This window comes from Adhaeribacter swui (genome assembly GCF_014217805.1).
GTDB classification, from domain to species: Bacteria; Bacteroidota; Bacteroidia; order Cytophagales; family Hymenobacteraceae; genus Adhaeribacter; species Adhaeribacter swui.
In genome coordinates this window covers 3,989,868-4,002,647 of sequence record NZ_CP055156.1, presented here as the reverse complement: position 1 = coordinate 4,002,647, position 12,780 = coordinate 3,989,868, and the positions used below count along the sequence as shown (strand labels likewise).

11 protein-coding genes are annotated in these 12,780 nt (G+C 43.9%); 3 read left to right on the top strand and 8 right to left on the bottom strand.

The features are described from left to right. Positions 1 to 35 precede the first annotated feature (35 nt). The 7 genes from murD to mraZ all read right to left on the bottom strand — a co-directional run bounded on the left by murD (position 36) and on the right by mraZ (position 8,306). On the bottom strand, positions 36 to 1,391 hold the full coding sequence (gene murD, locus HUW51_RS16730; protein ID WP_185270768.1) for a UDP-N-acetylmuramoyl-L-alanine--D-glutamate ligase: 1,356 nt from the start codon (positions 1,389 to 1,391) through the stop codon (positions 36 to 38). 130 nt (positions 1,392 to 1,521) lie between these two features. Then, positions 1,522 to 2,739: a phospho-N-acetylmuramoyl-pentapeptide-transferase gene (mraY, locus tag HUW51_RS16725; protein ID WP_185270767.1), complete on the bottom strand. Its 1,218-nt coding sequence runs from the start codon at positions 2,737 to 2,739 to the stop codon at positions 1,522 to 1,524. Positions 2,740 to 2,845: 106 nt separating this feature from the next. Beyond that, positions 2,846 to 4,309, bottom strand: a complete 1,464-nt coding sequence (locus tag HUW51_RS16720) for a UDP-N-acetylmuramoyl-L-alanyl-D-glutamate--2,6-diaminopimelate ligase (RefSeq protein WP_185270766.1) — start codon at positions 4,307 to 4,309, stop codon at positions 2,846 to 2,848. Further along, entirely contained in the window at positions 4,309 to 6,405 is a 2,097-nt protein-coding gene (locus HUW51_RS16715) for a penicillin-binding protein (RefSeq protein WP_185270765.1), read from the bottom strand. Before HUW51_RS16715 ends, HUW51_RS16720 begins: the two co-directional genes overlap by 1 nt. Continuing rightward, complete coding sequence (locus tag HUW51_RS16710; protein WP_228466691.1) at positions 6,389 to 6,823, bottom strand: FtsL-like putative cell division protein; 435 nt, start codon at positions 6,821 to 6,823, stop codon at positions 6,389 to 6,391. The genes HUW51_RS16715 and HUW51_RS16710 overlap by 17 nt, the downstream gene beginning before the upstream one ends. A 109-nt stretch (positions 6,824 to 6,932) precedes the next feature. Next, on the bottom strand, positions 6,933 to 7,838 hold the full coding sequence (gene rsmH / locus HUW51_RS16705; RefSeq protein WP_185270764.1) for a 16S rRNA (cytosine(1402)-N(4))-methyltransferase RsmH: 906 nt from the start codon (positions 7,836 to 7,838) through the stop codon (positions 6,933 to 6,935). Beyond that, complete coding sequence (gene mraZ / locus HUW51_RS16700) at positions 7,839 to 8,306, bottom strand: division/cell wall cluster transcriptional repressor MraZ (protein ID WP_185270763.1); 468 nt, start codon at positions 8,304 to 8,306, stop codon at positions 7,839 to 7,841. Positions 8,307 to 8,639: 333 nt separating this feature from the next. Between mraZ and HUW51_RS16695 the strand changes: the two genes are divergently transcribed. From HUW51_RS16695 to HUW51_RS16685, 3 genes are all read left to right on the top strand, one after another. Then, a complete protein-coding gene (locus tag HUW51_RS16695) occupies positions 8,640 to 9,059 on the top strand; it encodes a hypothetical protein (RefSeq protein ID WP_185270762.1) in 420 nt (139 codons plus the stop codon). 89 nt (positions 9,060 to 9,148) lie between these two features. After that, positions 9,149 to 11,383 carry a TonB-dependent receptor gene (locus HUW51_RS16690; RefSeq protein WP_185270761.1) on the top strand — a complete coding sequence of 745 codons (2,235 nt, stop codon included), beginning with the start codon at positions 9,149 to 9,151 and terminating at the stop codon, positions 11,381 to 11,383. A 104-nt stretch (positions 11,384 to 11,487) separates the two neighbouring features. Then, entirely contained in the window at positions 11,488 to 11,844 is a 357-nt protein-coding gene (locus tag HUW51_RS16685) for a heavy-metal-associated domain-containing protein (protein ID WP_185270760.1), read from the top strand. A gap of 247 nt (positions 11,845 to 12,091) precedes the next feature. Here HUW51_RS16685 and HUW51_RS16680 read toward each other — a convergent pair whose 3' ends face one another. After that, complete coding sequence (locus tag HUW51_RS16680) at positions 12,092 to 12,778, bottom strand: fatty acid desaturase (RefSeq protein WP_185270759.1); 687 nt, start codon at positions 12,776 to 12,778, stop codon at positions 12,092 to 12,094. Positions 12,779 to 12,780 lie beyond the last annotated feature (2 nt).

Sequence of the window (12,780 nt, the reverse complement as noted above, 5' to 3'; positions counted from 1 at the left end):
ATTTTTAAAATTTTACTATTTTACTGATTATCAAATTATCTTTCCTGCTGCACTGGGCTCAGCGCTATTTGTTGCACGGCCTCGGCGAAGCGTTGGCCGCGGTGTTCGTAGTTGTTAAACAAGTCAAAACTGGCACACGCCGGGGAGAGTAATACCACATCGCCGGGAGCGGCTATTTCTTTGGCCATCGTAATGGCTTCTTCTACCGATTGGGTTTCTTTAATTACCGGAATAATGCCGGCGAAAGATTCTACCAACTTTTTGTTATCTACCCCCAGGCAAATCAAAGCTTTAATTTTCTCCTGCGCCAGGTTTTTCAAAGTAGTGTAATCATTGCCTTTATCCACGCCGCCCGCAATCCAGACAATAGATTGGGTAATACCATCCAGGGCATACCATACGGCTTCCACATTGGTGGCTTTGGAATCGTTAATGTAGCGTACCCCGTTCGCTTCCCCAACAGTTTGCAGCCGGTGATCGGCATTTTTAAAATTTCCTAAAGCGGCCGTAATTTCTTCCGGTGAAATGCCAATTAAACGAGCAGCCAATACTGCCGCAGCGGTATTGTATTGGTTGTGTTTGCCAATTAATACCGAAGTGCTAGTATCTATTTGTTCTTCCGCTCCGGCGTAATTGGTTTGCAACTGGGTACCTTTGTAATAAGCTTTGGCATTTGCCTCCTGGTTAATGGCAAATGGGATGGCCTGTCCTTGAAATGTTTCCGGCTGAAAATATTCATTTATCAAAGCATCATCCAGGTTATAAACAAAGTAATCCGAACTAGTTATATTTTGCGCAATACGCAATTTGGATTGCGCGTATTTCGCCATGCTGTATTCGTACCGGTCGAGGTGATCTGGGGTAATGTTTAATAAAATGGCAATATGTGCTTTAAACTGGTACATGCCGTCCAGTTGAAAGCTGCTCAGCTCCACTACATAATAATCAAACTCGTCCTTGATTACTTTTTCTGCTAAACTTTCGCCAATGTTCCCGGCTAAACCTACGTTTAATCCGGCGCTTTTTAATAAATGGTAAGTTAACAGCGTGGTAGTGGTTTTGCCGTTGGTACCGGTTATACAGATAAATTTGGCTTGGGTATAGCGGGCGGCAAATTCAATTTCAGAAATAACCGGGATGTTCTTCGCTTTTGCTTGCTGGATTAAATCGGCTTTATCCGGAATGCCCGGGCTTTTGATAATTTCTGAAGCACTTAAAATGCGATCGTAATCATGTGACCCAGATTCGAACGGGATATTAGCCGCTTGTAGTTTTTGCTGGTACACCGGCTTGATTTCTGCTTTATCCGAAACAAACACCTCCATTCCTTTAGCCTGCGCCAACAGGGCTGCTCCTACTCCACTTTCCCCGGCTCCCAATATTGCTATCATTTCGATTTAAATTAGAAATTAAAAAATATGAATTAGAAATTAGTTTGGGTTGCGATTGTTGAACTCTATTTCTTCTTAGACCCAAGCAAATTTTTAAAATTTTGGACTTACCAGTTGGCCATTCATTAATTTACCGCAGCTTTAAAGTAACCAGTGTTAAAATAGCCAGCATAATACCGACAATCCAGAAGCGGGAAACAATTTTTGCTTCGTGGTAACCTAACTTTTGGTAATGGTGGTGCAGCGGCGACATTTTAAAAATCCGGCGGCCTTCGCCGTACTTTTTCTTGGTGTATTTAAAATAGCTTACCTGCAGCATCACCGATAAATTTTCTACCAGGAAAATACCGCATAAAATAGGAATGAGTAACTCTTTGCGCAGGATTAACGCCAAAACTGCGATAATTCCCCCGATAGATAAACTACCCGTATCGCCCATAAAAACCTGGGCCGGGTACGAATTATACCAGAGAAACCCAACGCAGGCCCCCACAAAGGCGGTACAAAAAATCACCAGTTCTCCCGAATTAGGCAGGAACATAATATCTAGGTAATCCGCGAAGAAAGAGTTACCCGATACCCAGGCAAAAATCGCCAATGTTATACCAATAATCGCGGAAGTTCCCGCGGCTAATCCGTCTATCCCATCAGTAATGTTAGCACCATTGGAAACCGCCGTAATAATTACAATAACCAAAGGGATGTATAAAAACCGGGCGTAAGAACCGAACAACGGACTGGCAAATGAAAAAAGTTGGTAATAATCGAGTTCGTTATTTTTAGCGAATGGAATGGTGGTAATCATTTGACGCACATCTTTGTAGCGGGCCGAAGCATCCACAGCGCTGATTCCTGTATCAGTAACGTATTGCCGCACCACTACATCGTCGTTAAAAAATAGGATACAGCCTACAATTAAACCAATCCCTATTTGGCCGATAACTTTAAACCGGCCGGCCAAACCTTCTTTGTTCTTACGGAAAACTTTGATGTAATCATCCAGAAAACCAATGGAGCCTAACCAAACGGTGGTAATAATCATCAGGATAACGTACACATTATCCAGGCGGGCAAACAATAAGGTAGGTAATAGAATGGCAAACAAGATAATTAAACCACCCATGGTGGGGGTACCTTTCTTTTCCATTTGGCCGGCCAAACCTAAATCCCGGATGCTTTCGCCTACTTGCCGGCGCTGCAACAACCGGATTAGTTTGCCCCCGAAAATCATGGCGATTAGCAAAGAAACTAAGGCCGCCATACCCGCCCGGAACGAAATATACTGAAATACCCCGGCCCCGATAAAGTCGAACTGTTGATCTAAATATTTAAAAAGATAGTAGAGCATCTAAGTTTTAATTATTGGTTGGTTGCATGAGCCTATAGCTTAGAATTGGTAAATTCAGATTTTTTAAAATTTTTCTTTTCTACTGGGTTCATCAACCATATATTATCTATTTTCCCATTTGGGTAAACATTTCCTGTAAAATCTTTTTATCGTCGAAATCGTATTTCACGCCTTTTACCTCTTGGTAGGTTTCGTGCCCTTTGCCCGCCACCAAGATTATATCGCCTTTATTCGCCAGGGCACAAGCAGTTTTAATAGCCTCCTTGCGGTCCACGATAGTTAAGGTTTTTTTAAAATCCAGCGGTTTTACGCCTTGCTGCATTTGATTTAGTATTTCCTGCGGGTCTTCAAACCGGGGATTATCGGAAGTTAAAATTACCCGCTCGCTCAGTTTACAAGCAATGTCGGCCATAATGGGCCGCTTGGTAGCATCGCGATTGCCCCCGCAACCCACCAGCGTAATAATTTGCTGCGACGGCGTGCGGATTTGTTGAATGGTTTGCAACACGTTTTCCAGCGCATCAGGGGTATGGGCATAATCCACAATACCGGTTATCTGGGTATCAGAAACTAAGTAATCAAATCGGCCCGCCGCTGAAGTTAAGCTGGACAGCACCGTTAATACTTCGTGCGGCTCTTCGCCCAACAAAACAGCCGCCCCGTAAACGGCTAAAATATTGTAGGCGTTAAACGTACCTATTAGCTTAAACCAAATTTCATTGCCTTCAATTTCTAAATGCAAACCTTGAATAGAATTATCAATAATCCGGGCTTTAAACTCAGTGGCTTTCCGTAAAGAATATTCGTGCGTGCTGGCTTTGGTATTTTGCAACATTACGGCACCGCGTTTATCATCGGCATTTACCAGGGCAAAAGCTTTGGCCGGCAGCATATCAAAGAACATTTTCTTGGCCCGGATGTACTCGTCAAAAGTTTTATGATAATCCAGGTGGTCGTGGGTGATATTGGTAAAAATGCCGCCGGCAAAAGTTAAGCCGGTTACCCGGTGCTGCACCAAGGCGTGAGAACTTACCTCCATAAAGCAATGCGTACAGCCCGCCTCTACCATTTGCTGCAGTAAAATATTTAAATTTATCGCGTCGGGGGTGGTATGGGTAGCAGGAATTACTTTCTCGTTAATCTGATTTTGCACCGTAGAGAGCAGGCCCACGTTGTAACCCAACTCCCGGAATAATTTGTGGAGTAAGGTAACACAGGTGGTTTTACCATTGGTACCGGTTACGCCTACTAATTGCAGTTTTTGGGAAGGATTGCCGTAAAAAGCGGCTGCCATGAAGGCCAAAGCTTCGCTGCTGTCTTTTACCTGCACATAAGTAACCACCGGTGCTAATTCGTTCGGAAGCACTTCACAAACTACCACCGAAGCACCTTGCTCAATGGCCTTAGCTATATATTCATGCCCATCGGTTTGTACTCCTTTAATCGCAAAAAAAGCCGTTCCGGTAGCAACCTTGCGCGAATCGAAGGTTAACTTCTGAACAGCAACGTCGTTCGGGCCAATAAGCCGAACGACGGAGACATTTTTTAAAATATTTTCTAAAACCGGCATCAACTAAGGGTTAGAATAATGGTACTTCCTTTCTGAATTGGGGAACCTGGCTCCAAAGATTGCTTTTGCACCCGCCCTAATCCAACTTTTTTCACTTTTAAACCTTGATTGCCGAGTAAAAACAAAGCATCGCGCAAGGTCATGCCGCTTACATCGGGCACCCGCCCTACTTGCAACGGAACCGGCTTCCAGGCGTACGAATGAGCCTGCGAGTCGGCTTTAATCCATTCCTGGTCTGCTACCGGGTGACTGCTGATGCCAATGCGGTTGCAGATTAAAGTTAATTCTTCTTGTTGACCGGCCTTTACCGGTGGTAAAACGCGCTTATCCGGTGTTATTAAGGCAGCAAATGGTTTATGGATGGCGAGGTCGCGCACATAGGCTTTGTCGGCTAATTCCCGGAATACCGGGGCTGCTACATCGCCCCCGTAAATCCGGCCTTTTTTAGGCGTATCAATAATAATGATGCAAGAATACTTGGGATTATCGGCCGGGAAATAACCCGCAAACGAAGTAGAATAATCTTTAATGTACTTACCGTTTTTGGTCTTCCAGGAAGTTCCGGTTTTACCAGCCACTTTATAATTTAAATTTTTAACTTGTTTACCGGTTCCTTTTTCTACTACCGCTTCCATTATAGAGCGCAATTGTTTAGCGGTTTCTTCGGAGCAAATCCGACCTAAAGTTTCCGTTTCGAATGAATCTACCACGGCATCGGCTTTCCGGATTTCTTTTACAATCATGGGCTTTACTTTTATGCCGTTATTAGCCACTGCATTGTAAAAAGCCAGGGTTTGTAAAGGCGAAATTTTTAAACCATAACCAATCGCCATCCGGGACAAGGTAGAACGGCTCCAGCCCCGGTCGGTGGTTTTGCGGATGTAGGGTTTAGCTTCGCCGTGCATCTGAAAGCCCAGCGGCTTATCGATGCCAAACTGCTGTAAATACGCAATGTATTTTTCCGGATTTTTACCAAAGTGGGTTTCGATTAATTTGGCAGTACCAACGTTGGATGATTTTTCAAAAACCTGGGAAATCGAAATTTTACCAAAGCCGCCGCCGTGCGCTTCGCCCATACTTACACCCCCGAATACCTGGCGTCCGTGACCGGTATCCACGGTATCTTCCGGAGTTAAATCGGTATCTTCGAACAATGCCATCATGGAAGCTAATTTAAAAGTAGAACCTGGTTCCGTACGGCCATGATCCCCTACGGCATAGTTGTAATTTTCTACGTAAACACCTTCACCGGCTTTGCCTAAGTTAGCAATGGCTTTTATAGCCCCGGTTTTTACTTCCATCAAAATCACGCAGCCGTACTGGGCATTATTTAATACTAAAGCTTTGTACAAGGCATTTTCGGCTACGTCCTGCAGGTTAATATCAATGGTAGTTTTAATATCGTAGCCCGGTAGGGGTTTTATTTCGGTGCCGTCGTATATAGGTTTGTTACCGCCGGCCATGCGCTCAAACAAAGCTTCGCCGTCTTTACCGGCCAACTGGCGATTATAAGTAAACTCCAGGCCCGAGCCGTTCCCATCTTCGGTCATGCGGCCAATGGTACGTTGCGCCAAGGAGCCAAACGGCCGGAAACGCTTGTCTACTTTTTCAAAAATTACCCCGCCTTTATTCTTACCCGCCCGAAAAATAGGCCAAGACGCCATCATCTTTTTCTCCTGGTAATTAATCTGCATGGGGTGCAAACGCAGGTAACGCCGTTTCTCGGCTCGGGCATTTTTTATCTTGCGGCGGTATCCTTCCGGAGATTTGTCTTTATAAAAACGCGATAATAAAAAGGCCAACGAATCAATGCCTTTGTTAAAAACTTTATCGTCGCAGATGGTGGCATCAAAAGCAACCCGGTAAAAAGGCAACGAGGTAGCCAGAATGCTTTCGTTATCCGAGAAAATATTGCCCCGGGTAGCATAAACCGGCTGGTAAATAATCCGGCTTTCTTTGGCAATCTGACGCCACTTGGTTCCTTCCAGGTACTGAATCCGGACTACCTTATAGAAAATAGCGCCAGCAAAGAGGCATACGCACAAAAATGCTACCCGTACCCGGGTAACAATTGATTTTTTAATATTCTTCCCCATCTACTTCAATTTGATAAGGTGGTGATGAACTTTCGATGATTCCGGCCGGTGCTACTTTGCGCGCCACTTCGCTTTGCTTACTGGCTTCCATGTAGTCGGATTTTAGCGTAGTATAATCGGCCCGCAAGTCTTCGGTTTCGCTTTTGGTGCGGTCGATTTTACGGATGGTTTTTTCGGCGTAATGGGTGTTACCAATGTAAAACAAGGTTATTCCCATGATATAAAGCACGTAAGGCAGGTATTTTACCGGTAACCCATCCTGAAAAATACTATCTACTTTCGTGTAACGATCCAGTAAATGAAACAAGCTGGTGCCTTTTTGGCGGGGCACTTCTACCGGGGGTGGTACCGGCACCGGTCGCAGCGTATTGGCGTTGGCCTTTACCGGCGGTATTTCCTTTACTGTATTATATGCCATAATTCTTCGTTTTTAAGTTATCTGTTTTAGGTTGTCCGTTTACCTCTACAATTTGCTTCTTCTTTTTCCCTATTACTTTCTCCTTAATACTTACTATTCCGTGCTCAACTCATAATTTTTGCGCTACTCTTAATTTCGCGCTCCGGGAACGATTATTTTCCTGTAATTCTTTGTCGGATGGTACAATGGGTTTGCGGATAACCGACTCCAACGGTTTGATTTCGTTGCCGAATAAATCTTTTTCTACTTCCCCAAAAAACTTTCCTTTGGCAATAAAATTTTTCACCAGCCGGTCTTCCAGCGAATGGTACGAAATAACCACCAAGCGCCCGCCGGGCTTTAACACGGCCGCGGCTTGTTCCAGCATTTCTTCCAGCGCTTTTAATTCATCGTTTACTTCGATGCGCAAAGCCTGAAAAACCTGCGCCAGGTACTTGTTTTCTTTCCCGCGCGGAATCAGGCTGGCGATTATTTTTTTAAAATCCGCGATGGTTTCCATACTCTGGCTGCTCCGGGCCATGACTATTTGCCGGGCCAGGGTGCGGGCATTCTTTACTTCGCCGTACATGCCAAATATCCGGTGCAGCTCTTCTTCGGAGTAGGTTTCTAAAACCTGCTGCGCCGACAAAGGAGCCTCCGGGTCCATGCGCATATCCAATGGACCATCAAACCGAGTAGAAAAACCGCGTTCCGGCACGTTAAACTGGTGCGACGATACGCCCAGATCGGCCAGAATGCCATCTACCTCTTTAACCCCGTACAACCGTAAGTATTTTTTTAAATAGCGAAAGTTAGCTTTCACAAAAGTAAAAGCCGGGTTTGCTATTGCTTGCGCCTGCTGCTCCGCATCCTTATCCTGGTCAAAACCAAATAACCGGGCGCCATCCGAGAGTTTATTTAATATATACTGGGAGTGTCCACCACCACCAAAAGTAACATCCACGTAGGTACCACCGGGCTTTATAGCCAGCGCTTCTACAGACTCCGGTAATAAAACAGGAACATGATACGTCATTTATTCTACTACAGGATTTAAAGGCTGGTCACCTAAAAACTTTTGCGCCAGCTGCGAAAAACTTTCCTGATCTTTTATCAGGAACTCCTCATACTTATCCGGATTCCAGATTTCTACCCGGTTGCCTAAACCCACTACAATTGCGTCTTTGTCTATTTCGGCGTAACGCACCATGGTGCGCGGCAAAATAAAACGGCCGGTATTATCTAGTTCAATCTCGGTATTTCCCCGAAAAAAATTCCGTTGAAAGTGCCGGTATTCCTCATTAAACTCGTTCAGGCCCGCTACCCGATCGTAAATTTTCTTCCACTCCTGCTTGGGATACAGCACCAGGCATGGCTCGAACCCACGGGTTAATACCACGTGATTGCCCGACTCCTCCGGTAGATTGGCTTTAATCTTTGCAGGTAAAACCAACCTTCCTTTCGGATCCAGCTTGCACTCGTATTCACCGGAGAGAAAGTTCATAGGACCTACCCGATTTTTTAAAATTTCTCAGGTAAACAAATGTACGCAATCCAAAAATTTTGTCAACCACGTTCTCCCACTTTTTACCACTTTGTGGATAAATTATGGTTATCCCCACCACTTATACACATTATCCACATAGTTATCATCCTGGTTTTAAAAACTTGGTTATTGGGCTGCAAATGGCCTTTTTCTTCGCTAAATAGCTTTGTTTTTTCTTAAAGCATTAAGAAGCAAATATTTACAAAACCAGTAAAGAACTGGATTGAGTCTAGTAAAAAGAACCTGGCAGAAAAGTGGGAGAAAGTGGAAGATTTTTCCTAAATTTGCGGTATGAAAAAGCAATTTGCCCGGATAATCTGTTTGTGCCTGGCCCTCGTGATTACGTTGGGATCGGTAGGCATGGCGGCTACCGAACAAATTTGCTTAATGGCCGGCATTGGCAACATGCCAGCTAAACCGCAGGCCGACTCTTGCTGCACGAAAGAAAAAAAGGAAAAGCCAACCTCTGCTAAAACCAAAGTCAGCCAGAAATGCTGCATCACGGCTACACAATACCACAAGCTACAAACACCAGCCGCCGAAAAGCCCAATACCGTTAAAGTTCCGGTACTGTTGCCCCTGGAGCAGGAAGTTGCTTTTGAATGGTACGTACCAGTACCCGTTGATACGACGACCTTTGTAGATAACAACAAATCTCCCCCACTTTTTGGCACCGAGCTGCTAAAATCGTTGCACCAGTTTCTAGTTTAGAAATTTATTAAAACACCTTGTACCAGATAAAGTAGCTGCATCTGCTTTGCCTGGCTTTCCTGTTTTTTTAAATTTTTAAAATTTTAGCAATGAAATCTACCTATTGGTTCTCAGGTTTTATCCTCCTGGGGCTCCTTTTATTCAAAAATAACTACTTATTAGCTCAAACTATAACTGGTCACGTTTATGAAAAAGTAAATGGCCAGAACTCCCCGCTCATCGGAGCTTCGGTTTACTGGCCAAACAACGCGGCTGGTACTGTTACCAACGACAAAGGTTTTTTTACTTTAGCTTTACCTAGCGATAGTACGGCGGCATCTACCCACCTTATTGTCAGTTATATTGGCTACCAATCCGATACAGTAGCAGTAGAGCCGAATGTACCCGTAAACGTTGTTCTGCAGAAATCCAGAACGTTAAACGAAGTTACAGTAATTGGTAAAACTGAGCGATTTTCGGCGCTTACACCTACGCACACCCAAATTATCACGGCTAAAGACTTAACGAAATCGGCGTGCTGCAACCTGGCCGAAAGCTTTGAAACCAATGCCTCTGTGGAAGTTACCACCTCCGATGCCGTTTCGGGCGCCCGTCAGATCCAGATGCTGGGTCTGGATGGCGCTTACACTTTACTAACTACTGATAATATCCCGAACCTGCGGGGTTTGGCTACTCCGTACCGCTTAAACTATCTTTCGGGCACTTACATCGAATCTATTGATATTATTAAAGGCATGGGCTCGGTAATAAATGGTTACGAATCTATTTCGGGGCAGGTGAACGTGCGCTTGAAAGAACCCGAAAAAACAGACCGTTTATTAGTGAACCTGTATGGAAACAGCTTGGCTAAATTCGACGGGAATGTTAACTTTTCAACTAACCTTACTAAAAAGCTAAGTACCGTACTCATGTTCCACACGGACCATATTGGCAACCGAGTAGACCGCAACCATGACCGCTTTTTAGATTTGCCTTTAAGTACGCAATACAACGTTTTTAATAAATGGAAATACTTAAGCGGCAAAAATGTGGTATCGGAAGTAGGTATTCAGGCTTTACAAGAAGACCGTTTAGGCGGCCAGGTTGATTACCAAAAAGGCCAGGCTGAAGCAGGATCGCAGGCAAATTACGGCATCGAATCGAATACCAAACGGTTGCAGGCGTACAATAAAACTTCTTATACTTTTCCGGGCAAGCCTTACCAAAGCATTGGAGTTATAGTATCGGGCACGCGGCATCAGTTTCATTCGATTTACAGGCAGCGCCAATACAACGGAGAGCAAAATAGTTTACTGGCCCGGTTACTTTTTCAATCTATTTTCGGCAATACCCAGCATACCTACAAAGCCGGATTAGATTACCAACGAGACGACTATCAGGAACAACTCTCGATACAAAACTTTAACCGGAAAGAATCGGTGCCTGGCGCATTTTTCGAGTACGTTTACCAGGATAACCAAAACCTGACCATTGTGGCCGGAGCCCGGTACAACTACCATAACTTGTACGGTTCGGTATTTACTCCGCGGTTAAACTTTAAATACGACTTTACTCCCAACAGTATTTTCCGGGTAGCTGCTGGTCAAGGATTTAGGGTAGCTAATCCTATTGCCGAAAATTCCGGTTCCCTGGTCAGTTCCCGCGCATTTATATTCAACGAAAAATTACAACCCGAAAAAGCCTGGAATGTGGGCGGCTCCTTTACGCAGTACTTTACCATAGGCACCCGGAAGGGCACGTTTGTAACCGACTATTACTATACCCGTTTCCGAAACCAGGTAGTAGCGGACATGTACTCCAATCCCAATGCGGTAATCTTCAGCAACCTGCAAGGCAAATCCTTTTCAAAAAGCTTTCAAACCGAAGTTCAGTTAGAAGTAGCGCCTGGTTTGGACCTCAAAGCAGCTTATAAGTACTTCGATGTAAGAACCACCTACAATAACAACCTACTGAATAAACCTTTTAACCCGAAACATCGCTTTTTTGTAAATGCAGCTTTTGCCACGCCTTTTGATAAATGGCGGGTTGATTTAACTACGCAGTGGTTTGGCTTACGCCCGGTGCCCACTACAGAACACACGCACCCAGGTTCGGCGCAGGAGGTAAAATATTCAGAAAGGTATTACGTATTAAATGGTCAGGTTACCCGGGCATTTAAGCGGTTTGAACTATACGCCGGCGGCGAAAACTTACTGAACTTTAAGCAAGCTAATCCGATTATAGATGCAGGAAATCCGTTTGGCAACAATTTTGACGCCAGTATGGTTTGGGGTCCGATTGTAGGCCGGGTAATTTACGGTGGCCTCCGGTTTAAGATTGAGTAAGATCAAGGATTTTCTCAGATTGATCGGATGACGCGGATTAAAAATTTGGAAATCTATTAATGTATTAAAACTTAAAATAACAAAAAATCAACCATAGAAATAAGATGAAAACTATAAAATCAATTTTAACTATTGTTGCCCTGCTAGGTTTTACTTTTTCCGGCCAAGCTCAGGACAAAAATCCCGAAGAGATTAAAATTAAAACTTCTTCGGTGTGTAACATGTGTAAGAAAACGATTGAAAAATCCATGGCTTACGAAAAAGGCGTTAAATCGGCCATTCTGGACGTAGACTCGCAGGTATTAACCGTAGCATTTTTCCCGAGCAAAACCAATCCGGATAAATTACGCAAAGCCGTTACCTTAACCGGCTACGATGCTGATCAGGTACCCGCCAACGAACGGGCTTATAACAAACTGGAAGATTGCTGCAAAAAAGACAAAGGCATCCACAAAAATTGATCGCAGATTTTACCGGATTTAACGGATTTCAAGGATCATAATTTGAGATTTTTTAAAAATTAGTTTTAAAACAGAAGAGCCATTACGCAAAAACGTAATGGCTCTTCTGTTTTGTTGGTGTTATTGTGTTTCAATATAAATCCGTAAGGCTTTAATGATGCCAATGCATATAGCAAGATTTGAACAGGCTTAAAACTTAAAATTTTAAAAATCCGTGTAATCCATTAAATCCGTTAAAATCCGTGATTCAGGTTTTAACTTTGTAGAGTTGCCACCAGGGTACGTAAGGTTTGTCGTGGTGCTCGTAGTGGTAACCAAAAAAATAACAACTTACAAAAGCCCAGAGGTGGTTTTTAGATTGGGTGCGCGATTTATGTTTGTTATCGGGTTCGTGCTCGCCACGGTGCGGCAAGTAAGTACCATAATAAAATAACTGAAACGTAGCCACAATAGCCGGAATCATCCAGAATAAAACTACATTCTCCACCGGGAAGAAGAATTTCAGTACATTAAAAGTAATGGCCATCAGCAAAATTTGCCACCAGGTAATGTATTGCTTTAGAAAAGAGTAATACCAGGCCAAAAAGTTACCCCCGTGGTAATCCGGGTCCAAGTCGGTAGCTACGTGGTGATGGTGGGCATGATGGCGGGGCAGCAAACGATAAAAGCTGTTATAAGCAAATAAGCCTGCCGTAATAACGCCAATGGTTTTGTTCAGCTTTTTATTGCCCGATACTACGCCATGCATGGCATCGTGGGCCGTAATAAATAAACCCGTATAGAGGTGCGTTTGCAGTAATACAAACAGGTAAGTTATCAGTGAAGCCCAGTTTACTTGTAGCTGCAATAAAACCGCTAAACTGGTAAACCAAAGCAAAATAATCAGAAAGGCAATGATAACGCCCCGGTGTTTTTTAAAAAATGGCTGTTGCATAA